General features: G+C 65.1%; 18 protein-coding genes and 1 pseudogene. 4 read left to right on the top strand and 15 right to left on the bottom strand.

What is annotated here, in order from left to right; translation table 11 throughout:
- Nucleotides 1–201 precede the first annotated feature (201 nt).
- From QJT78_RS03720 to QJT78_RS03710, 3 genes are all read left to right on the top strand, one after another.
- The gene (locus tag QJT78_RS03720) at nucleotides 202–1,425 is read left to right on the top strand and encodes an efflux RND transporter periplasmic adaptor subunit (RefSeq protein WP_028149092.1); all 1,224 of its coding nucleotides are present in this window, start codon (nucleotides 202–204) and stop codon (nucleotides 1,423–1,425) included.
- Nucleotides 1,422–4,589 (top strand): multidrug efflux RND transporter permease subunit, encoded by a 3,168-nt coding sequence (locus QJT78_RS03715; protein ID WP_212478730.1) that lies wholly within the window; start codon nucleotides 1,422–1,424, stop codon nucleotides 4,587–4,589. Before QJT78_RS03720 ends, QJT78_RS03715 begins: the two co-directional genes overlap by 4 nt.
- Before the next feature lie 287 nt (nucleotides 4,590–4,876).
- On the top strand, nucleotides 4,877–6,070 hold the full coding sequence (locus QJT78_RS03710; RefSeq protein ID WP_028149090.1) for an ABC transporter substrate-binding protein: 1,194 nt from the start codon (nucleotides 4,877–4,879) through the stop codon (nucleotides 6,068–6,070).
- A gap of 224 nt (nucleotides 6,071–6,294) precedes the next feature.
- Here QJT78_RS03710 and QJT78_RS03705 read toward each other — a convergent pair whose 3' ends face one another.
- Genes QJT78_RS03705 through QJT78_RS03690 form a run of 4 tightly spaced genes read right to left on the bottom strand, consistent with a single transcriptional unit; the run spans nucleotide 6,295 to nucleotide 10,893 of the window.
- On the bottom strand, nucleotides 6,295–6,681 hold the full coding sequence (locus QJT78_RS03705; protein ID WP_028149089.1) for an MAPEG family protein: 387 nt from the start codon (nucleotides 6,679–6,681) through the stop codon (nucleotides 6,295–6,297).
- 27 nt (nucleotides 6,682–6,708) lie between these two features.
- Complete coding sequence (locus QJT78_RS03700) at nucleotides 6,709–7,791, bottom strand: lipocalin-like domain-containing protein (RefSeq protein ID WP_028149088.1); 1,083 nt, start codon at nucleotides 7,789–7,791, stop codon at nucleotides 6,709–6,711.
- Nucleotides 7,781–10,243, bottom strand: coding sequence for an ABC transporter permease (locus QJT78_RS03695; protein WP_028149087.1), 2,463 nt, complete (start codon nucleotides 10,241–10,243; stop codon nucleotides 7,781–7,783). Before QJT78_RS03695 ends, QJT78_RS03700 begins: the two co-directional genes overlap by 11 nt.
- Nucleotides 10,240–10,893, bottom strand: coding sequence for an ABC transporter ATP-binding protein (locus QJT78_RS03690; RefSeq protein ID WP_028149086.1), 654 nt, complete (start codon nucleotides 10,891–10,893; stop codon nucleotides 10,240–10,242). The genes QJT78_RS03695 and QJT78_RS03690 overlap by 4 nt, the downstream gene beginning before the upstream one ends.
- Before the next feature lie 146 nt (nucleotides 10,894–11,039).
- On the opposite strand from QJT78_RS03690, the gene QJT78_RS03685 reads away from it, so the two are divergent.
- On the top strand, nucleotides 11,040–12,377 hold the full coding sequence (locus QJT78_RS03685) for an MFS transporter (RefSeq protein ID WP_038942178.1): 1,338 nt from the start codon (nucleotides 11,040–11,042) through the stop codon (nucleotides 12,375–12,377).
- Between the two features lie 207 nt (nucleotides 12,378–12,584).
- Here the strand turns inward: QJT78_RS03685 and QJT78_RS03680 are convergent.
- The 11 genes and pseudogenes from QJT78_RS03680 to soxX form a co-directional block, all read right to left on the bottom strand.
- A pseudogene (locus QJT78_RS03680) lies at nucleotides 12,585–14,286 on the bottom strand (amidohydrolase family protein).
- Nucleotides 14,287–14,471: 185 nt separating this feature from the next.
- Nucleotides 14,472–15,677 carry an MFS transporter gene (locus tag QJT78_RS03675; RefSeq protein ID WP_038942179.1) on the bottom strand — a complete coding sequence of 402 codons (1,206 nt, stop codon included), beginning with the start codon at nucleotides 15,675–15,677 and terminating at the stop codon, nucleotides 14,472–14,474.
- Between the two features lie 286 nt (nucleotides 15,678–15,963).
- Nucleotides 15,964–16,131 carry a hypothetical protein gene (locus QJT78_RS03670; protein ID WP_085965282.1) on the bottom strand — a complete coding sequence of 56 codons (168 nt, stop codon included), beginning with the start codon at nucleotides 16,129–16,131 and terminating at the stop codon, nucleotides 15,964–15,966.
- A gap of 81 nt (nucleotides 16,132–16,212) precedes the next feature.
- Nucleotides 16,213–17,250, bottom strand: coding sequence for an MBL fold metallo-hydrolase (locus QJT78_RS03665; protein WP_028151962.1), 1,038 nt, complete (start codon nucleotides 17,248–17,250; stop codon nucleotides 16,213–16,215).
- Nucleotides 17,251–17,530: 280 nt separating this feature from the next.
- A complete protein-coding gene (locus QJT78_RS03660; RefSeq protein WP_028151963.1) occupies nucleotides 17,531–17,989 on the bottom strand; it encodes a hypothetical protein in 459 nt (152 codons plus the stop codon).
- Nucleotides 17,986–19,737, bottom strand: a complete 1,752-nt coding sequence (soxB, locus tag QJT78_RS03655; protein WP_028151964.1) for a thiosulfohydrolase SoxB — start codon at nucleotides 19,735–19,737, stop codon at nucleotides 17,986–17,988. Before soxB ends, QJT78_RS03660 begins: the two co-directional genes overlap by 4 nt.
- A 55-nt stretch (nucleotides 19,738–19,792) precedes the next feature.
- Nucleotides 19,793–20,098, bottom strand: coding sequence for a hypothetical protein (locus tag QJT78_RS03650; RefSeq protein WP_028151965.1), 306 nt, complete (start codon nucleotides 20,096–20,098; stop codon nucleotides 19,793–19,795).
- Complete coding sequence (soxA, locus tag QJT78_RS03645) at nucleotides 20,095–20,958, bottom strand: sulfur oxidation c-type cytochrome SoxA (RefSeq protein ID WP_028151966.1); 864 nt, start codon at nucleotides 20,956–20,958, stop codon at nucleotides 20,095–20,097. The genes QJT78_RS03650 and soxA overlap by 4 nt, the downstream gene beginning before the upstream one ends.
- A complete protein-coding gene (gene soxZ, locus QJT78_RS03640; RefSeq protein WP_028151967.1) occupies nucleotides 20,958–21,269 on the bottom strand; it encodes a thiosulfate oxidation carrier complex protein SoxZ in 312 nt (103 codons plus the stop codon). Before soxZ ends, soxA begins: the two co-directional genes overlap by 1 nt.
- A gap of 10 nt (nucleotides 21,270–21,279) precedes the next feature.
- Complete coding sequence (gene soxY / locus QJT78_RS03635) at nucleotides 21,280–21,765, bottom strand: thiosulfate oxidation carrier protein SoxY (protein ID WP_028151968.1); 486 nt, start codon at nucleotides 21,763–21,765, stop codon at nucleotides 21,280–21,282.
- 37 nt (nucleotides 21,766–21,802) lie between these two features.
- Nucleotides 21,803–22,159 (bottom strand): sulfur oxidation c-type cytochrome SoxX, encoded by a 357-nt coding sequence (soxX, locus tag QJT78_RS03630; protein WP_028151969.1) that lies wholly within the window; start codon nucleotides 22,157–22,159, stop codon nucleotides 21,803–21,805.
- Nucleotides 22,160–22,388: the final 229 nt, after the last annotated feature.

Raw genomic sequence — 22,388 nt, 5'->3', positions numbered from 1 at the left:
TGCTGACCTTCCGCCGACGCGCATCAGCCGCCGCTTGTCATCATCTCTCTCACTGTCAACCCGCCATCCGGCCAGGGCATTCTTCGAAGCATTGCGCGTGCATTGGTCTTGAAGAGTTCATCATTGCCAACCATCTTGTGGCGCCCGCGGGTAGAGGCGTACCCTGCGTTTTCGGCGGCGGCTCTTATGCGAGGACCTGGGATGACTGAACCGGACGGAAACGAGCAGTTTGTCAAAAAGCACGATTTCGTTCAGCCCAGGCCCTGCGCAATGCCTTATGCAATTGCCGGCCTTCTTGCAGCGGCGTTCACGCTCGCCGGTTGTGGGCAGCCCGCCACGCAAGCGTCGGCGCCACCGCCCGCGCCGGTGACCGTCGCCCAGCCGGTCAAGCGCACCGTCACCGATTGGGACGAGTTCACCGGCCGCTTCGAGGCGGTCGAGGAGGTGCAGGTGCGCCCCCGCGTCGGCGGCTTCGTCAACTCCGTCGAGTTCCAGGACGGGGCGATCGTGCATCAGGGCGACCTGCTCTATGTCATCGACCCGCGCCCGTTCGAGGCGGTGGCCGAGCAGGCGGACGGCCAGTTGTCCGACGCGCGTGCCAAGGTGGAGCTTGCCAAGCGCGAGCTCGACCGTGGCCTGAACCTGGTCCAGACCAGCGCGGTCTCCGAGCAGGCCGTCGACCAGCGCCGCCAGGCCCTGCAGGCGGCGCATGCCGCGGAAACGCAAGCCGCAGGTGCGCTGAAGGCCGCCCGGCTCAATATCGAGTTCACCCATGTGACCGCGCCGCTCACCGGCCGCGTCAGTCGGCATCTCGTCAGCCCTGGCAATCTCGTGCAGGGCAGCGATACCGGCACCTCGACGCTGCTCACCTCGATCGTCGCGCTCGATCCGATCTACGTCTATTTCGACATGGATGAAGCAACCTTCATCAAATACAGCAAGCTGTGGTTCGAAGGCCGCCGCCCGAGCTCGCGCGACACCGCGAACCCGGTGCAGGTGACGCTCGCCGGCGAGACCAAGCCGTCGCATGAGGGCACCATCAACTTCCTCGATAACCGCCTCGATGTCTCCACCGGCACGCTGCGCAGCCGCGCCGTGATCAAGAACACCGATCTCTCGATCCTGCCGGGCCAGTTCGGCCGCGTCCGGCTGATCGGCAGCGCGCCCTATGAGGCGCTGCTGATTCCCGACGTCGCGGTCGCGACCGACCAGTCCCGCAAGATCGTGTTCGTCGTGAAGCCGGACGACACCGTCGAGGCGCGCCCCGTGGTGCTCGGTCCGCTCGATGAGGGCCTGCGCGTGATCCGCGAGGGGCTGAAGGCGGAGGACCGCGTCATCGTCAACGGCATCCAGCGCGCCCGCGTCGGCGCCAAGGTCGCTCCGTCTCCCGCGCCAGCGCCGGCCAAGCCCGGTGACAAGTCATGAGCCTTGGCCGTCTCTCCATCAACCAGCCCATCCTGGCGATGGTGCTGTCGATCGTGCTGCTGATCGTCGGCGCGCTCGCCTATACCACGCTGCCGGTCTCCGAATATCCGCAAGTGGTGCCACCGACCGTCGTCGTCACCACGCAATATCCCGGCGCCTCCGCGCAGACCGTGTCCGACACGGTGGCAGCTCCCATCGAGCAGGAGATCAACGGCGTCGAGGACATGCTGTATCTCTACAGCCAGGCGACCTCGAACGGCCAGCTCACCATCACCGTCACCTTCAAGCTCGGCACCGACCTCGACAAGGCCCAGGTGCTGGTGCAGAACCGCGTCGCGATCGCGCAGCCGCGGCTGCCCGAGGAAGTCCAGCGCAACGGCGTCACCACGCGCAAGAACTCGCCCGACATCCTCATGGTCGTGTTCATGCTGTCGCCCGACGACACGTTCGACCAGCTCTACATCTCCAATTACGCGCTGCTCCAGGTCCGCGACCAGCTGCTGCGGCTCGACGGCGTCGGCGACATCCAGATTTTTGGCGCACGCGATTATTCGATGCGGCTCTGGCTTGACCCCGACCGCATCGCCAATCTCGGCCTGACCTCCACCGAGGTGATTGCCGCGATCCGCGCGCAGAACATCCAGATCGCGGGCGGCCAGGTCGCCGAGCCGCCGATCGCCGACCGCGCCTTCCAGCCGAACCTCGTCTTCACCGGACGGCTGAAGGATCAGAGACAGTTCGAGGATATCCTGATCAAGGCCGGCTCGGACGGCCGAACCGTGCGCCTGCGCGACGTCGCCCGCATCGAGCTTGGTGCGCTCTCCTACTCCACCAACAGCTTCCTGTTGCGCAAATCGGCGGTCGGCATGCTGGTGACCCAGCGGCCCGGGTCGAACGCGCTGGCGACCGCGAAAAGCATCTCCGACACCATGGTCAAGTTGAAGGAGAGTTTTCCGAAAGGCCTCGACTACAATATCGGCTACAATCCGACCGAGTTCATCGCGCAATCCGTCCACGAGCTGATCAAGACCATCTACGAGGCCATGCTGCTGGTGGTCATCGTGGTGCTCGTGTTCCTGCAGGGCTGGCGTCCGGCGATCATCCCGATCATCGCGATTCCGGTCTCGCTGGTCGGCACGTTCGCCGTGATGGCTGCGCTCGGCTTCTCCATCAACAATCTCACGCTGTTCGGCCTCGTGCTCGCCGTCGGTATCGTCGTCGACGACGCCATCGTGGTGGTCGAGAATGTCGAGCGGCATCTCGAGCATGGTCTCAGCCGGCGCGATGCGGCACTCAAAACCATGGAGGAGGTCGGCGGCGCGCTGGTCTCGATTGCGCTGGTGCTCTGCGCCGTGTTTGTGCCGACGGCATTCCTCGGCGGCATTTCCGGGCAATTCTTCCAGCAATTCGCCGTCACCATCGCGGTTGCTACCGCGATCTCCTGCTTTTGCTCGCTGACGCTGTCGCCGGCGCTGGCCTCGCTGATCCTCACGCCGCACGAGGAGAAGCGACCGCCGGCTGCCTGGAACGTCATCGCGCGGGCGTGGGGTGCCTTCACCGGCGTCTTCAACCGCGTGTTCGACCGGCTCTCGCATGGCTATGCGGGCCTTGCCAATTTCGTGATCCGTCATTCCGTCGCGATGCTGCTGATCTACGTCGTGCTGATCGGCAGCGCCGGCTGGCTGATCGGGACCACGCCGCAGGGCTTCATCCCCGCGCAGGATCGCGGCTACGTCATCGTCTCCGTGCAATTGCCCGGCGCGGCGTCACTCGCGCGCACCACCGAGATAGTGCGCGAGATCGAGCGGATTGCGCTGGATACCCCGGGCATCATCCGTGTTGCCGTCTTCGCTGGATTCTCGGGGGCCACGCGCACGCAGCAGGGCAACGCAGCGGCGCTGTTTCCGGTGTTCGACGAGCCCGAAGCGCGGCTGAAGAAGGGGCTGACGGCGAACGCCATCACGGCCGAGCTGCGCAAGCGGCTCGCCGCGCTCCAGGGCGCGTTCATCATCGTCATTCCGCCGCCGGCCGTGCCCGGCATCGGCACCGGCGGCGGCTTCACCATCCGCATCCAGGACCGCCAAGGCCGCGGGCCGGAGCTGCTCGCCGCAGCCACCGACGAGCTTGTCGCCGCGGCGCGCAAATCGCCGTTGCTGCTCGGCCCCACGGTGTTCTCGCCGTTCACGGCCAACACACCACAGCTCTTCGTCGACATCGACCGCACCAAGGCGCAGAAGCTCGGCGTACCCATCGCCAGCATCAACGACACGATCCAGACCTACTTCGGATCGACCTACGTCAACGACTTCAACCTGTTCGGCCGCACCTATCACGTCACCGCGCAGGCTGACTTCCCGTTCCGAAAAGAACCCAGCGACCTCTCGCGCCTGCGCACGCGTAACGCCTCCGGCGACATGGTGATGCTGGGCAGCGTGGTCGAGTTCAAGGACGTCTCCGGCCCCGACCGCGTCGCGCGCTACAATCTCTATGCGGCGTCCGAATTGCAGGGCGAGCCGGCGCCGGGCGTCAGCTCGACCACCGCGCTCAACACCATCAAGAAGCTCGCGGACGACACCTTGCCGAGCGGCTTCACCTTCGAATGGACCGATCTGTCCTATCAGCAGGTCATCGGCGGCAATGCCGGCCTGCTCGTATTCCCGATCTGCGTGCTGTTCGTCTATCTCGTGCTCGCCGCGCAATATGGCAGCTGGACCCTGCCGTTCGCGGTGATCCTGATCGTTCCGATGTGTCTGCTCGCGGCCACGATCGGCGTGCGCATCATGGGGCAGGACGTCAACATCCTCACCCAGATCGGATTCGTCGTTCTGGTGGGGTTAGCTGCCAAGAACGCGATCCTGATCGTCGAGTTCGCACGCGACATCGAGAAAGAAGGCAAGCCGCGGCTGGAGGCCGTGATCGACGCCTGCCGCCTGCGCCTGCGGCCGATCCTGATGACCTCCTTCGCCTTCATCCTCGGCGTGCTGCCGCTGGTGATATCGTCCGGCTCCGGCTCGGAGATGCGGCAGGCGGTCGGCGTCGCCGTGTTCTTCGGCATGATCGGCGTCACCCTGTTCGGCCTGCTGTTCACCCCGATCTTCTATGTGGTGGTGCGGAACCTGGCGGAAGGGCGGAACGAAGGGAAGAAGCCGGAGGTGGTGGCTTAGCGATGGCCCGTGTGGCCATCGGTGCGTCCACAATCATGGTGTCGTCCCCGCGAACGCGGGGACCCATACTCCCAGCGAGGAGTTTGGCGAAGGCTGCCAACCGCTAGCTCGCGCCCAACCTCTCCCTGTGGCTATGGGTCCCGGATCTTCGCTTCGCTCGTCCGGGACGACACCAGTTTTGTGGCTGGCGCCCATACTAACGACCAACATGAAATGGATGGGCAGGCGCGGGGTTCTTCACTAGTATCCGCGCGATTTCAAAACAGAAAACTGCTGGGAGCCAACATATGAAATCAGCACTTTTGGCCGCTGTCGCAACGTCTGCTCTGTTGCTGGCTGCGCCGGCCTTCGCGCAAGGCGTCAAGATCGGCATTCTCAACGATCAGTCCGGCGTCTATGCCGACTACGGCGGCAAATACTCGGTCGAAGCCGCCAGGATGGCGATCGAGGATTTCGGCGGCGAAGTGCTTGGCCAGAAGATCGAGATGGTCACCGCCGATCACCAGAACAAGCCGGATCTCGCCGCGTCGATCGCGCGGCGCTGGTATGACGTCGAGAACGTGGACATGATCACGGAGCTGACGACCTCCTCGGTCGCGCTCGCGATCCATGAGCTCTCCAAGGAAAAGAAGAAGATCGACATCGTCGTCGGCGCCGCCACCTCGCGCCTCACCGGCGATGCCTGCCAGCCCTACGGCTTCCACTGGGCCTATGACACCCGCGCGCTCGGCGTCGGCACCGGCGGCGCGCTGACGAAAGCGGGCGGCGACACCTGGTTCTTCCTCACTGCCGACTATGCCTTCGGCTATGCGCTGGAGAAGGACACCAGCGAGATCGTCACCGCCAATGGCGGCAAGGTGGCCGGCTCGGTGCGCGTGCCGCTCAACTCGTCGGACTTCTCCTCCTTCCTGCTCCAGGCGCAGAGCTCGAAGGCGAAGATCGTCGGCCTCGCCAATGCCGGCCTCGACACCACCAACTCGATCAAGCAGGCGGCCGAGTTCGGCATCGTCTCCGGCGGCCAGAAGCTTGCCGGCCTCCTGATGACGCTCGCCGAGGTGAATGGTCTCGGCCTGCAGGCCGCGCAAGGCCTGGTGCTGACCGAGGGCTATTACTGGGACCTCAACGACCGCACCCGCCATTTCGGCGAACGCTTCTTCAAGCGCACCAGCCGGATGCCGAACATGATCCAGGCCGGCACCTATTCGGCGACGCTGAGCTATCTCAAGGCGGTCAAGGCCGCCGGCACCAAGGACCCCGACGCGGTCGCCAAGAAGCTGAAGGAGCTGCCGGTCGACGACGACTTTGCGCAGGGCGGCAAGGTGCTCGAGAACGGTCGCATGGTCCACGACATGTATCTGTTCGAGGTCAAGAAGCCGTCGGAATCGAAGAAGCCGTGGGACTATTACAAGCTGCTCGCAACCGTCCCCGGCGACAAGGCGTTCTTCGCCGCCAAGGACAGCGGCTGCCCGCTGACGAAGTGAGGGAAGGGGCAAGGCTGGCGCTCCACTCTCGCTGTCGTCCCGGACAAGCGCAGCGAAGCGGAGCGCAGATCCGGGACCCATAACCACAGGCAGACGTGGTTACGGGGACTCGGAGTTATCAACCTGCGCTACAACTGCTTCCTGTGGTTATGGGTCCCGGATCGGCGCGCGCCTAGGGGCGCGCTTGTCCGGGACGACGGCGGAATGTTTGGCGGCGGACTGCCTCACACCATCCGCAACACCACCGCCCCCAATGCCCCCGCCCACAGCGCAATCGCCGCGATCCCCTGGATCGCAAAGCCCGGGCCGCGCTTTGCCGCCGCCTTCGAATAGCCGATGAAGTAGACGATGCGGCCGATGATCCAGACCGCGCCGATTCCCGCTGCAATGGCGTCGCCGATATAGATCGCGAACAGCCAGAGCGCCGGCAGGAAGACCGGCATCCATTCCAGCGTGTTCGCCTGGATGCGGAAGGCGCGCTCGAAATCCGGGTGGCCCGACATCGCCGGCACCTCGACCCCGGTCTTGGTGCGCGCGCGCGAGACGTTGATGCAGGTGAACATGTAAAATGCGATCGCCAGCAGCGTGACGAGGGCGGTGAGATGATACATCGCGGGTCCTTTTGAGGAGGTCGCGCTTCAATAGCCGGTCAGCTCGAGATAGCCAACGCCGTCATGCGTGCCGGCAAAGCTGATCGGCCCTTCCCAATAGGAGAAGCCGGTCCCCATCCAGGCTTTTGGGTTAAGCGGCTTGCAGGCAATCGAGAGCGATCGTGAGGGGATCGCGATCTGCCATTCCACCGGCAGCTTGCGCCCCGCGATCTCGGCGGTCGCTTTCGGACTCATCTGGATATCGCCACCCGCGATCATCTGCGTGTCACCCGCGGCGCTGATCCAGTTGCCGAACGGATAGTCCTTGCCGTCCTTCTGGCGCAGCCGGTACAGCATCAGCTTGTCGCCGGATGCGAGATGTAGCGACAGCCAGTCCCAGCCGGTCTGGTCGGCATCGAGCGGCTGGCTGCTCCACTCGCGGTCAATCCAGGCCTGGCCCGAGACATCGACGGATTTGCCGTCGATCATGAGGCTGCCGCGGGCGCGGTAGAACGGCTGGCTGTAATAGTAGGACGCCTGCCCGCGCTCGGACTTGCGGCTGTAGCCGTGATCGCCCTGCAGCACCACGGGACGATCGGCCTCCAGCGTCAGCGCATAGCTGAAATCGGTGCCCGCCGCCTTCAGCAGCAGAGGCGCCAAAATGCGATCGTCGGTGCGCTCAAAACCTTTCATCTCCCAATCATCGATCCACGCCGCAAATGGCTTTGCGGTGACGCCGGCCTGTCCAATGCCGCCGCGCGAAAACACCTCGCTGAAGCGGTGGGTGTCGGCGCGCGTCACCGCCGCATGCGCCATCCAGATCTGCCGATTGGCCCAGCCCTCGCCTTGCGGGCCCGGCCGCGCCGCCTGGCGGAACAGCGTAAATTGCAGGCCGCAAGCCGCGCCGCTGCTATCGACGAGGTTCGCCGTGAGATACCACCATTCGATGCGAAACTCCGGATGCGGGCCGTGATCGGCCGGAAAGCTGAACGTCTTTCCCGGTGTCACCTTCGCAAAGCCGTCGGCGGTCTCGCCGAGCCCGGCATAGCCTTGTGCGCCAGCGCGGCGGGCAGCCGCGAGTGCGGCGATGCCGCCGGCGAACGCGCGCCGCGTGATTTTATCAACGCTCATTGGCAAACACCTTGACGAGGCTCGCCGGCTGCATCCGCGCCAGTCGTATCATCGGCAGCAGCGCGGCAAGCAGCGAAGCGACCAGCGCGACTGCGACCAACTCCACCAGCTGCAGCGGAAACACGTGGAACGGCAGCCGCCAGCCGAACGCCTTCACATTGACGATCGCGATCAGGCACCACGCCACCAGCAATCCGAGCGGCACGGCCAGCAGCGAGGTGAACAGCGCAACCGACAATGTCTTGGTCAGTTCGATCGCGGCAAGGCGCGGTCGCGTGATGCCGATCGCCCACAGCGGCGCGAGCTGCGGCAGGCGTGAATTCGCCAGTGTCAGCAGGCTGGTCAAAAGCGCAATGCCGGCGACGCCGAGCGTGAAAGCGTTGAGCGCCGACGTCACCGCAAAGGTGCGGTTGAAGATCCGGATCGATTCCGCCTTCACCGTCGCCTGATCCGCGACGCTGCGGTCGTCGAGCGCGAATTGCTTCTGCAACGCCGCGATCAGGCCGGGGATATTTTCCTTCGTGACGATCAGGCCGATCCGCGTCTGCGGCGTCTGCGGGAAGTGCCGGATCAGCGCCGCGACGTTGACGGCGAGCTGCCCCTTGGGGTTGCCGTAATCGGCATAGATGCCGGCGATGTCGAGCTCCCAGGTGCCGCCCGGCGCCGGCACCTCGATGACATCGCCGACGCGGACGTTGAGGCGGCGGCTCAGCTGCTCGCTGATGAAGGCGGCATTGCCGGGCACGAGCTGGGTCCAGGCGCGCGGCGCGGTCTCCAGCAGCGGCCAGCGCTCGCGATAGAGTGCGTGATCGGGCAGGCCGAGCAATTCCACCGGCTGGCCCTGAACCTGCGTATCGGCGCGTCCGCCCGACAGGATCGCCTGCACGTCACTGCGCTGCTTCAGCCAGCTCCGGATCGCAACGCCTTGCGCATTGTCGGAGGCGCTGATGTAGACGTCGGCGGCAAGCCGCCCGTTGAGCCAGCCGACGAAGGTGCGGCTGAAGGTCTCCACCATGGTGGACACGCCGACATTGACGGCCAGCGCGAGCAGCAGCGCCATCAGCGCCAGCGACAAGCCGGAGAGCTGTTGCCGGCTGTCCGCCCAGAACCACAGCGCGATCGGTCCTTTCGCCCAGCGCTGGCCCACGAGCAGGATGATCTCGAGGAAAGCAGGCAGGATCAGCGCCGCACCGAACATCAATGCGGCCAGCACGCCAAAGCCCGCGATCAGCGATTGTCCGTATTGCAGCAGCAACAGCGCGACCACGAACACGGCGCAGGCCGCAATGCTTTGCAGGACCAGCCAGCGGCGCTGCCGCTGCTGCCAGGCGTACGGCTGCGCGGTCGCCAGTACCGGCATCCTGATCGCCTTGATCAGGCTGGTCGCGGCGGCCACGAGTGCACCCGCAATGCTGATGCCGATGCCGGCGAGCCACCATTCGGAGCGCAGTGTGAGCTGCCCCGGGATCTGCGCGCCATACAGCCCGCGCAGCGACGCCGCGACGTCGGGCAACAGCGCGGCCGCGATGAAATAGCCGCAGACGAGCCCGATCAGTCCGGCGACCAGCGCCAGCGCCACCAGCTCGACCACCAGCACCGTGTTGACCAGCCGCGCCGAGGCACCGCAGGCCCGCAACGTGCGCAGCATCGGCAGCCGCTGCTCGAAGGCGAGGCCGACGGCGGAGTTGACGATGAAGAGACCGACGAAGAACGACAGCAGGCCGAAGGCGGTGAGGTTGAGATGGAAGCTGTCGGTGAGGCGCTCCAGCTCCGTCTCCGCATTCGGCTCGACCCGCTGCAACTGCTCGCCAACGACGCTCGCCAGCGGCGCCGGCTTGCCCTTCGGCTTGCCGATCAAAAGCCGCGACACCTGGTCCGGCTTGTTCAGCAGCCGCTGCGCGACGCCGATGTCGACGACCAGCACGCCGGACACGAGCTGCGGCAGCACGCGCAGCGGCGGCAGTTTTGCGCCGTTGCTGATCGGCGGTGCCGCGCCTTCCTGTTCCTGCAAATCGCTCAGCGTCTCCCACGCCGCCAATGTCTGGCCGGGCGGCGCAACAAAACTGCTCAAATCCGACGCGCCGAGGCGCGGGGCGTTACCGACGTCGGCCGGCATCGTCACCGGCTCGATGCCGAGCAGCCGCACCGAACGCCCGTTGACCTGGACGCGGCCTTCCAGCACCGGCGAGACCGGCCAGCCCGCGCGGCGGAGTTTTATGAACAGCTGCTGCGAAAAGGTCGCGGCATCAGGCGCCACCAGCATCGCCGTGCGCGCGCCGCCGAACGTCGCCGCCGCGCGGTCATAGGCATTGCGGGCCTGCTGGTTGATCGCCTGCACGCCGCTCCACAGCGCGGTCGCCGCGATCAGCCCGATCAGGAGCGTCGCGAACTGCATCTTATGCCGTCGCCAGTGGCTCAGCAGCACCGCGAGGACCCACAGCGCGCGCTTCATGCGATCCGCCCCGCATGCAAGGTGACGTGGCGGTCGAGCGTGCCGGCCAGGTGCAGGCTGTGCGTCACCATCAGGAAGCCGCAGCCGGTGCGCGTGACGAGGTCGCGCGTCAGCGCCAGCACGTCGTCGGCGGTATCTTCATCCAGATTGCCGGTCGGCTCGTCCGCCAACAGCAGTGACGGCTTTGTCGCCAGCGCTCGGCCGATCGCGACCCGCTGCTGCTGGCCGCCTGATAATTGCTCTGGATAACGCTTGAGCAGGCCGCCGAGCCCGAGCCGCTCGACCAGCTCCTTTGACCATGCCGCATCGTGACGGCCGGCGATCCGCGCCTGGAAGGCCAGATTGTCGGCGACCGACAGGCTCGGGATCAGATTGAACTGCTGAAAAACCAGGCCGATCCGGTCGCGCCGCAGCTCGGCCCGGCCCGCGTCCGAGAGCTTGGTGACCTCGGTGTCCTCCAGGCGAATTGTGCCGCTGTCGGCGGCATCCAGACCCGCGATCAGGTGCAACAGCGTGCTCTTGCCGCTGCCGGACTCGCCGGTCAGCGCGACGCGCTCGCCGGCCTTGAGGTCGAGGTCGACACCGCGCAGCACATGGACCGGCTCGCCGGCCGAGGAGAAGGTCTTTGAGAGGTTTCGGATGCTCAGCAAGGTCAATGCGCCGGACGGAATTAACTCAATGCTGCGTAGCACACTTGCCGTGGAAATGCCGGGGTTGCGTTGGCCTTGAAGCCGTTGTTAGCTCCCAAAACGGCCAAATCAAAAACGTGCCGACAAAAAGACATACGGGGAGATTGATGAGCGCTCAGGGAACGCCCGACGTTGCGGGCAGGACGGCAGGGGAAGTCAAGGCAACGCCGAAGGGCGCCTGGACCGTCACGTTTCTCCTCTTTCTCTTCATGGTGGTGAACTTCGCGGACAAGATCGTCGTCGGTCTCGCCGGCGTGCCGATCATGACCGACCTGAAGCTCGACGCCGAGCAATTCGGCCTGCTCGGCTCCTCGTTCTTCTTCCTGTTCTCGATCTCGGCCATCGTGGTCGGCTTCATCGTCAACAAGGTGCCGACGCGCTGGGTGCTGCTGACGCTGGCGGTGATCTGGGCGCTGGCGCAGTTCCCGATGGTCGGCACCGTCTCGTTCACGACGCTCCTGATCTGCCGCATCGTGCTCGGCGCGGGCGAGGGACCTGCCTTCTCGGTCGCAGCCCACGCCATCTACAAATGGTTCCCCGACGAGAAGCGCACGCTGCCGACCGCGATCCTGTCGCAAGGCTCGGCCTTCGGCGTCATCCTGGCCGTGCCGGCGTTGAACTGGGTCATCGTCAATCATTCCTGGCACTACGCCTTCGGCGCGCTTGGCGTCGTCGGCCTGCTCTGGGTCTGTGCCTGGCTGACGTTCGGCAAGGAAGGCCCGCTCGAGGATACGCAGGTTCTCGCCATCACCGAGCCGAAAATCCCTTACGTGCAACTGCTGACCTCGCGCACCTTCCTCGGCTGCGTGATCGCAACCTTCGGCGCCTATTGGGCGCTGTCGCTCGGCCTCACCTGGTTCACGCCCTTCATCGTCAAGGGCCTCGGCTTCTCGCAGAGCCAGGCCGGCTTCATCTCGATCCTGCCCTGGGTGTTCGGCGCCACCATCGTCATCCTCACGGGGTGGATCTCGCAGGTGATGATGGCGCGCGGCTACACCACGCGCATCTCGCGCGGCGTGCTCGGCTCGGTGCCGCTGATCATCGGCGGCCTGATCCTGGCGATGATGGCGCATGTGCAGGGCGCGGGCCTGCAGATCGCGATGCTCGTCGTCGGCTCCGGCCTGTGCGGCGCGATCTATGTCGTCTGCCCGCCGATGCTCGGCGAGTTCACCCCGGCCTCGCAGCGCGGCGCGGTCATCGCGATCTACGGCGCGCTGTACACGCTCTCCGGCATCATCGCGCCGAGCGTGATGGGCGCCGTGATCCAGCGCGCCGGCAACATGGTCGACGGCTACCTGACCGGCTTCACCATCAACGCGGTGGTCATGGTCGGCTCCGGCGTCATCGGCCTGCTGCTGCTGTGGCCGAACACAGAAAAGGCCAGGCTGACCCGCGGTGCGGCTCCGCAGGCCGCGGCACTGAAGGGCGCGGTGTCACCGACGTAATGGGCGACGCTGCCGGCCACAACCACAACTGTCGTCCCGGACAAGCGAAGCGCAGATCCGGGACCCATAACCACAGGCAGTGGTTTGGCGAAGACTCGGAGTTACCAGCCTAGCTCCACAACCACTTCCTGTGGTTATGGGTCCCTGCGTTCGCAGGGACGACACTGAATGTGAGGCGCGGTCTTCGCGCCTCACTCGCAATCTTCGCTACTGCACCCCCTGCGCACCCCGGATCAACTTCCCCGGTCGCCTGCCCGTGGCCTCACCGTGCCGCCGCGTCATCACGCCCGACACGATCGTCGCCTCATAACCGTCGACATCCTGCAACAGCCGCCGCCCGCCGACCGGCAGATCGTAATGCACCTTCGGCGGATGCAGATGCAGCCGGTCGTAGTCGATCACATTGACATCGGCTTTATAGCCGGGAGCAATGAACCCGCGATCGGTGAGGCCGACCGAGAGCGCGGTCTTGCGCGACTGCGCGGCCACCACGAACGGGATCGTGAGCTTCTCGCCGCGCTTACGGTCGCGCGTCCAGTGCGTCAGCAGATAGGTCGGAAAGCTCGCATCGCAGATGATGCCGCAATGCGCGCCGCCGTCGGAGAGGCCCGGTACCGATTGCGGATCGATCAGCATCTCGCGCGTCGCGTCGAGATTGCCGTCGGCATAGTTGAGGAAGGGCACGTAGAGCATGCCCTTGCCCTCATCCGACAGCATCGCATCGTAGGCGAGCTCTTCCGGCTGGCGGCCCTGCTTGCGCGCCTGCGGCCCCAGCGCGTTCTCCGGCGGCTGCTCGTAATCGGGGGGATCGCCGAGCAGGAACATCTTCTCGTAGTTGGGCCGGAAGAACAGCGGATCGTCCGTCGCTCAGGATCGCCTTGCGCACGTCGCTCTGATGCAGCCGCGCCAGCCGCTCCTTCAGCGGCAGATGCGCGATCGCCTTGTAGCTCGGATGGGTCTGGAACGGATTGCGCGACAGCTCCAACCCGAGCAGCAGGCCGACCGGGCGCGCTGCGATCTGCGCGGTGATGGAGAGGCCGCGCTTCGCGGCCGCATTGATCTCGTCCAGCGTCTGGCGCCAGCGGTTTGGCGCCTTGTCGTTCTGCGTGATCGAGAACGAGATCGGGCATTTGGTGGCATCCGCCACCCGCAGCATCATCGGCAGATCTTCGTGGAGGGTGGAGAGGTCGAGCACGAATTGCAGCACGCTGCGGCCCTGGCTGTGCATCGCGCCGGCAATGGCGGTGAGCTCGTCCTCGCCGGCCTTCAGCGTCGGCGTGAAATCGCCGGTCGAGGTGCGGTGGTTGAGCGTGCGCGAGGTCGAGAAACCCAGCGCGCCCGAGCGCACCGCCTCGCCCGCGAGCTTCGCCATCGCCGCATTGTCCTCGGCGGTCGAGGGATCGCGGCGCGCGCCGCGTTCGCCCATGACATAGACGCGCAGCGCGGCATGCGGCAGCTGCGCGCCGACATCGATGTCGAAATCGCGCTTCGACAGCCAGTTCATGTAGTCCGGAAAGCTCTCCCACGCCCAGGGAATACCGGCGCTCAGCACCGGTTCGGGAATATCCTCGACGCCCTCCATGAGCTGGATCAGGCGGGTGTGGTCGGCGGGCTTGCACGGCGCGAAGCCGACGCCGCAATTGCCCATGATCGCGGTGGTGACGCCGTTCTGCGACGACGGCGTGATGTCCTGGCTCCAGGTGACCTGGCCGTCATAATGGGTGTGCACGTCGACGAAGCCCGGTGTGACGAGCTTGCCGCGCGCGTCGATCTCTTCGTTGCCTTTGCCTGCGACCTTGCCGACCTCGGTGATCTTGCCGGCGGTGATGGCGACATCCGCTTCGAACAATTCGCCGCCGCTTCCATCCGCGACGGTGCCGCCGCGGATCACGAGATCAGGGGTGCTCATGGTGTTTCTTCCCGTTTGTTGTTTTTCGTTTCTCTATCCGTCGTCCCGGACAAGCGAAGCGCAGATCCGGGACCCATAACCACAGGGAGGTGTTTGGCGAAGACTCGGAGTTATCAGTCTCGCGCCGCATTCCTCCCTGTGGTTATGGGTCCCTGCTTTCGCAGGGACGACAGTTGAGTTTGTAGCTACGTCTTGGCAGGCTTCCGCTCCGTGAACGGCGACAGCACCACGGTTGCGACCATGAAGATCACGGACGCCCCGAACACCCAGTGCGGCGCGCTCTGGTCCATGATCCAGCCGAACAGCAGCGGGCTGACGATGCCGCCGAGATTGAAGCCGGTGGAGACGATGCCGAAGGCGCGGCCCGCCGCACCGGGAGGCGCGGCATTGCGCACCAGCATGTCGCGCGAGGGCGCGATCACGCCGAAGAGGAAGCCCGCGGTCATCATTGCGGCCGTCAGCATCCAGCCGGGCAGCGTGACCAGCGCGATCAGCAGCACGATCGCTGCGTTCGCAGCAAAGCAGGCGGCTGCGACATAGCCGTGGCGCGCGGTGTGGTCGGCGAGGAAGCCGCCGGCGAGCACGCCTGCGGCGCTGGCGCCGAGGAACGCGGTGAGCGCGACATTGGCGGCGGAGTAGGACGCGCCATAGCCGCTCATCAGCGCCACCACGCCGAAATTGTTGATGCCGGCGACCGACAGGCTGAGCAGCATGAACAGCGCGGTGAGCGTGATCAGCGCCGGCGTGACCACGGCCTGCTTCGGCGCGTTTTCGTTGCCCGGCTTGGTCTTGTGCGCGCCGGCATCGGGAATGTTCATGACGACCAGCAGCAGGGCCACCAGCACGGCGATCCCGCCCGACGCGATCAGCGCACCCGTGCCGCCGGAGACGGTGACGAGCGCCGCGACGATTGCCGGCGCCACGGCGCCGCCGAGATAGCCGGCAAAGGTGTGGACCGAGAAGGCGCGGCCCATCCGCGCCTCATCCATGTGCTCGGCCAGGATGGCGTAGTCGGCGGGGTGGTAGACGCTGTTGGCGAGACCTAGCAGCACCGCGCAGGCAATCAGCGCGGCATAGCTGAGGTGCAGGCCGAGCAGGATCAGCGCGAAGCCGCCGAGCGCGAGCCCGCCCAGCAGGATCTTGCGCGCGCCAAAATGGTCGACGAGATAGCCGGTCGGCGCCTGCGTCAGGCCGGATACGACCGCTGATACGGTGAGCGCGAAGCCGAGCTCGATATAGCCGACGCCGAGCTGGCTTTTCAGGAATGGAAACAGCATCGGCAGGACCAGCAGATGGAAATGGCTGACCCAATGCGCGATCGAAATCCCGGTCAGCGTGCGCAGCGCGCTGTCCGCCTTGCCTTGTTGCGGTGCGGCGAGAACGTCGACCATTGCAGTTCCGTTTCACGTCCTAAAGGGGGACGCGCAAACTCTCGGGCAGAGCCGTTATTTGTCCATGAACGCGGGCGCATGGCAGGTAGCGCGGGTGGGGCTCCATCCCTGCGGTCGTCCCTGCGAACGCAGGGACCCATACCGCGTGATGTCTCGATTGTGCGAGGTCGAGTACTGAACGACGGTCCCCACCAAACCACTCCCTGGGGCTATGGGTCCCTGCGTTCGCAGGGACGACATGGGGGGGTGTCGCGTCGGTGCGCGTCAAAGCCGAGCTTCTCATCCCTCACAACGGCTCGTCATCCGAACCGTAGCGGTCGCGTTTCGGCGTCGCGATGTCGCCGTCGTCGCAATCGTCGTCGTCGAGCGGAGGCGGGGGCTTCTTCGCCTTGTCGTCCGCTTGCTTGTTATCAGCGACTTTGGGCGGCTTGCCCGGCTTGCCAGTCTTGGCCATGGGTGATCCCGGATGGTGATGCGTCATCCGCTTCTACCCCGAAAATATGTGCGGTTCCTGACTTACCGCAAGAAGGGGGCGTCAGTGCACCACAGGCCCGCCGGCCTTCTTCCAGGCATCGATGCCGCCGGCGATGTGGGCAGTGTTGGAAAGGCCGGCTTCCTTGGCGGCGGCGACAGCCATCGCCGAGCGTTCGCCGAAGGCGCAGAAGAACACGACGCGGCGGCCGGTGGCGGCCGCGACCTCGCGCAGCATGCCGCCGGGCTTCAGGCTGTCTTCAACGGACGGGTAGGGCGTATGCAGCGCGCCTTCGAGCATGCCGTGCTTCATCCGCTCATTGGTCTCGCGCAGATCGACCAGCAGGATATCGGGACGGCCAAGCGAGCGGATCGCCTCGACGGCGCTGACCGCGCGGCCCTCTTTCTCCAGCTCCTCCTGATGCAGGCCGACATGCATGTTGGCGGGCACCGCGACGTCCATCATCTTCGGATTGGGCAGCTTCAGGTTCGCCATCAGCTCGATATATTCGTCGACCGAACGCACCTGTAGCCGCGGATTGTAGCGCCTCTCCTCGCCAATGGTGGAGACGGTGTCGCCCTTGTAGTCATGCGCCGGGAACACCATCGTCTCGTCCGGCAGCTTGAGCAGGCGATTGAAGATCGACTCGTATTGCGCGCGCGACGAGCCGTTCTGAAAATCGGTGCGGCCGGTGCCGCGGATCAGAAGCGTGTCGCCGGTGAAGACGCGGTCGCCCATCAGGTAGGAGTAGGAATCGTCGGTGTGGCCGGGCGTGTACATCACGTCGAGCGAGAGGCCCTCGATCGTCACCTTGTCGCCGTCGGCGACCCGCATCGCCACCACGTCGGCCTTGGTCTGATCGCCCATCACGGTCATGCAATGGGTGCGGTCGCGGAGCTCGCCGAGGCCGGTGACGTGGTCGGCATGCAGATGCGTGTCGACGGCTTTCACCAGCTTGAGGTCGAGCTCGCGCAGCAGCTGGCAGTAGCGATCGACCTTCTCCAGCACGGGATCGAGGATCAGCGCCTCGCCGCCGGGGCGGCTGGCGAGGACATAGCTGTAGGTGCCCGAAACGCTGTCGAAGAGCTGGCGAAAGATCATGGCAAGACCCGGCGTGGAACTGGTTCCGAGGATTCTACTACGCAAGAGGCCGGAAAGAGAAGCAATTCACTGTGTAGAGAGTGAAATTTAGAAGATTTTTGTTCTGTGGGGCGGGGGTCGTCAGGGGCGCCATGGTGCCGTCCCATCCTCCACTGTCATCGCCCGCGAAGGCGGGCGATCCAGTATTCCAGAGGCGGTAGTGCGATACGGAAGGGCCGCGGCGTACTGGATTCCCCGCTTTCGCGGGGAATGACACCTGGTGTGACGCGCCCTTGCCTCCCTACGGCCGCACCACCGTGTACCCATTCTCCGCCAGGAACAGGATCTGCCCGACGCCCACCTGCACCGGCGTCGCCGCCGGAATGTACTCCGGCCGTTTTCCGCTCTCCCGCTCGATCGTGTCGACCGTGTTGAGGCAGATATCGAAGCGCACGCCCTGTGCGATCAGGCTTTCGACCTGCTTGCGGCGCTCGCTGCCAGTGGACAGGAGATCAATGCCGGGACCGAACGCCACCACCTCGATCGCGACCTTGTCCGGATCGTAGGCCTTCAGGAGATTGTTGGCGACGCTCAGCACCAGCGCGTGCTTCCTCGCATCGCCGTCGGAGAGTTGAAGCACGATCTTGTGCTCGGCGAACGGCTTGTCCTGGAGCGGTACCTGCTGCGCCGAGGCCCATGGCGTGGCGGCGAAGGCGAGCGCCGCCAGCAGCATCGCGCGACAGATTTGCCACCGCATCATCCCTGTCCCGCAATGCCTGGATTGCCCTCGACGCCCTTCAGCGTCACGCCGGAGCCGAGCCGCTCCTGAAACATCCGGCCCGAACGCAGATATTTGGCGACGACATCCCACACCGGCGCGCCCTGCTGGCCGTTGACCGAGGCCCAGCCCGCGACCTTGTAGCGGTGGCTCGCGCTGAGCGCCTTGCCGCCATTGAGCTTCAGCTCGGAGATGCGGCTGCCGACCGCAGCCGTCGGCGTGCAGGTGTAGCTGAGCCCGCCGGCGCGCACCATGTCGCCGCCCTGCTGGTAATAGGGATCGGGGTTGAAGAGGTTGTCGCAGATGTCTTCCAGCACCTCCTTGATCTGGGCGCCGGTCATCTCCTGCACATAGGTCTCGGGATAGGTGATCGCGGTTTCCGCGAGCACATCCTCCATGGTCAGTGGCTGGCCGGACAGTGCGGTGACGCCCCAGCGGAAGCCCGGCGACAGCGCGATCTCGGCGTCGAGCTCGCTGCGCAGCGCGGTGCAGATCAGCTCGTCGACGGGGCCGGCGAAATTATCGCGGCGATACAGCAGGCGGTCGGGCGTTGCGATCTTCTCCGACCAGTCGGTCACATGCGGCGCGCGCACCCGGCCGATCAGCTCGGCCATGCCAGGGTCGGGCTTCAGCAGCTCGGAATAGACCGGCAGCAGATGGTACCTGACATCGCCGACCTTGCCCTTGTCGAGCGCGAGATCGAGGACGCCCAGAAATTTTCCATTGGAGCCGGCATTGGTGACGAGCGTCGTGCCGCTGGCGTTCTTCACCGCGATGGGCTGCGGGATCGCATCATGGGTATGGCCGCCGAGGATGACGTCGATGCCGGTGACGCGGCTCGCGAGCTTGAGATCGACGTCCATGCCGTTGTGCGACAGCAGGACGACCGCATCGACCTTCTCGGTGCCGCGCAAGGCATCGACATGCTTCTGCAACTCCTCCTCGCGGATGCCAAAAGTCCAGTCCGGCGTGAACCGCCTGGGATGCGCGATCGGCACATAGGGGAAGGCCTGGCCGATGATCGCAACGCGATGGCCGCCGAGCTCCTTGATCATCGAAGGCTTGAACACGCGCCCGCTCGCCTTGTCGAAGGCGGGGGCGTCGTTGAACGCGGCTTCCTCGGTCAGGAAGACGTTCTGCGCCAGAAATTCGCCCTTGAAGCGCTCGAGATTGTCGCGCAGCGCCTGCTCGCCATAGGTGAATTCCCAATGCCCGGTCATCGCCTCGATGCCGAGCAGATTGGCGACCTCGACCATGTCGCGGCCCTGCATGACGTTGGCAAGCCCGGTGCCCTGCCAGAGGTCACCGCCGTCGATGAGCACGGAGTGCTTTTCGCCGGCATCGCCGCGCAAGCGATCGATCAGTGTCTTCAGATGGGCGAAGCCGCCGAGCTTGCCGAAGCGGCCCGCGGACTTCTCGAACTCGAAGCAGCTGAAAGCATAGGCATCGGCGCTGTCGGAGCGGATCCCGAACCATTCGAGGAAAGCGCGGCCAACCAGATGCGGCGGCCGTCCTGCCATCTCCCCGATGCCGATATTGACGCTGGGCTCGCGGACATAGACCGGGTTGAGCTGCGCATGCGTGTCGGTGGTGTGCAGGATGCGCGCATTGCCGAACCGTTCGAGGTCGTAAATGCTCGCGGTCTCGGCGCCGCGCGCGAGCCGCGGCAGGCTGAGCGATGTGGCGACAGCAGCGGTGCTCTTCAGGAAATCGCGGCGGCGGATGGCCATCCAGAAATTCTCCGCGCTCTCAACGGCAATTCGACGGTTCCACGAGATTTTTAGTCTAGCGGATTTCCATCGCCTTCCACGCCTCTTTTTCTGACGTCGCCTGGAAGATCGAGGCCTTCGCCAGCGCCTCGGCCTCCTTCGAAGCGGCAACCGCGCGGTCGAAATCGCCGCCGTCGGCCGCCTTCTTGGCTGCCGCCAGCGCAGATACAGTCACGGTCCACTGGTTGCGCATGCCGGCTGCCTCCTTGGAGGCGGCCTCCGCAGCGGCATAGGCCGCCTTGTAGTCCGCCTCGTTTGCCGCGCGCGCTGCTGGCGCGAGGCTCAATGCGAGCAACATGGCGAGAGGAAGTGACAGCTTCATGGCCGCGCTCCCGGCCCTGAAATCGGCAGGCCGTTGGCGACGTAGGACAGGAAATATTCGACGTCGCGATATTCATCGGCCTGCGGCTCCAGCGGAACCGCGCGGGTCTGGCTGTTGCAGGTGACGAAGCGGCGGCTGGTGGTGCCCATGCCGCTCCATTCGGAGCGGTAGATCGGCATCGCGTTCAGAATGCCGAGCGCCGGTGCCAGGATCTCGGCGCGGATGCGCTCGCCGGGGCTCTGCACATGGCAGCTCGCGCAGGAGAAATTCATCTGGCCGCGGCGCGTGTAGAAGTAGCGCTTGCCGTTCTCGTACGCGGCGAGCGCGCGGGGATCATCGGGGATCTTGATATCCATCGGCTTGCCGCGCGAGGTGAACGCCATGTAGGCGGTGAGCGAAGCCATCTCGTCCTTGACGTAGGAATAGGGCGCCTCGCCATTGGCCTCGCGGCAGCGGTTGAGCGCGAGCTCCAGCGTGACGACCTTGCCTTCCCCAGTGTCGAAGTAAGGATAGTTCTGGCGGATGCCGATGCCGCCGTTCGGGAAGCAGTCGGCATAGGTCTTGCCGTTCTTGAACGGGGTCGCGAACATCTCCTTGCCGGCATCGAGCGCGAACTCGTAGGGCGGGAATTCCTCCTTCTCCTGCCATTGCCGCTTCATGTCCTCGTTCATCGAATAAGGACCGTTGACGAAATCCTCGTGCTTCACGGTCGGAAACTTCTGGAAGAAGAAGTTCTGGAACGCTTTCGCATCGGCAACGGGATCGACCTTGTCGGCCGCGATCACGCGCGGAGAGGTGAGGGCGAACGCGACCAGCGCGGCGCTCAACGAACCAAGCAGGAGAGAGAGGCGGACATTCATTACGAAATCTTCGCGGTGGTCGTGTCCGACCCGCCCTTGTTGTCGGTCCAGGAGACCTTGAGGTCGTCGCCCTTCTTGGCGCCCTTGAAGCTGAACTTGACGTAGGGGTCCTTGGAGACCGCGGTGCCCCAATCGGCGACGAAGACGTCCTTGCCGTTACATTCGAACTTCAGTCGCTGGATGAAGTGCGCCGGAATCACCTCGCCCTTGGCGTCCTTGACCAGGCCAGTGTCCATGGGGTGCTGGATCAGCACCTGCACCTCGGTGATGTCGCCGTTGGCCGTGGCGCGGACGCGAATGCTGGATGCCATCTGGATTCTCCTACCCGCCGCAGCCGCCGACTGTGACTTTGACTTCCTTGGTCGCGCTGTAGAGCTTGCCGTCGGCTTCCACGATCGCGGTCACGTTGGTGGTCTTGGCCATCTTCAGGCGGTTGGCGACAGCAGGGATCGTGCCATCGGGAATCTTGTAGCTCGCCGCGAGCGCGCTCGGATTCTCGGCCACGAAGAACGAGATCGAGGTGACCTTGTCGAGCGTCGTCGTCACCGAGATCGGCACCACGCCGCCATTCTCGGCGATCTCGGGCGCGTCGAGCTTGACCTTGTCGGACGGCTCGGCGGTCTTGCCGTAGAGCGCCTTGATCGCGTCCGCCTCGCTCTTCTGCTTGAATGCTTCTTCCGGATATTTGTCGTTGGCCGCTGAACGCGCGGGCGCGAACGGCAAATTGCCGAGGCCGAGCAGCGCGACGCCGGCTGCGCCCTGAAGGATCAGACGCCGCGTCGGATGAGGGCCGGTGGTGATGGTCATCTCAAATCTCCTGGACATTCTCTTGGCGTGCCGGCGGTCACAGGGTCTGGAGGAAATCAACGATCGCGCTGATCTCCTGCTCGGTCAAAATCCGGTTCCGGCCGAACGGCGGCATCATGGTCTGCGGATTGCGCTTGGTCTCGTCGAAGATGATCGCGACCAGCTCGTTGCGATCAGGGTATTTTGATTTGATGTCCTTCAGCTCCGGCCCGATCGTTCCCGGCAGGTCGCCGCCCTTGATGACGTGGCAGGTCAGGCAATTGCCCTTGCCGCGGTCGAAGGCGAGCTTCTGGCCGTCGGCCACGGCGGATTGCGCCCGCGCGGGGCCTGCGGCAAGGCCGGCGGCGATCGCCAGCAGGACGTAAAGGACGGGCGTCCGTGGAAAGGCGGTCAAGGCGTCATTCCGAGGCGTTATGTCGATGATCTCGTTCGCGGAAATATAGTGTTCCAAAGCACAAAGGGCATCGGCTGACAATCAAGACTATGCGCACGGCAAAATGGAGTTAATATCTTCCGCATTGCAACTAAAGAGCTTATTTGTCCGGCGGATTCGGGCCAGGAGCGCTGTGGCCGGTTGTTTTCGGGGCGTTTGGGCGCCCATCGTGTTTTTTTCCCGTTCTCGT

It is taken from the genome of Bradyrhizobium sp. Mp27 (genome assembly GCF_029953005.1).
In the GTDB taxonomy this organism is placed as follows: domain Bacteria; phylum Pseudomonadota; class Alphaproteobacteria; order Rhizobiales; family Xanthobacteraceae; genus Bradyrhizobium; species Bradyrhizobium barranii.
The sequence above is the reverse complement of the archived record's forward strand: the minus strand, read 5'-3'. Positions and strand labels throughout refer to the sequence as shown.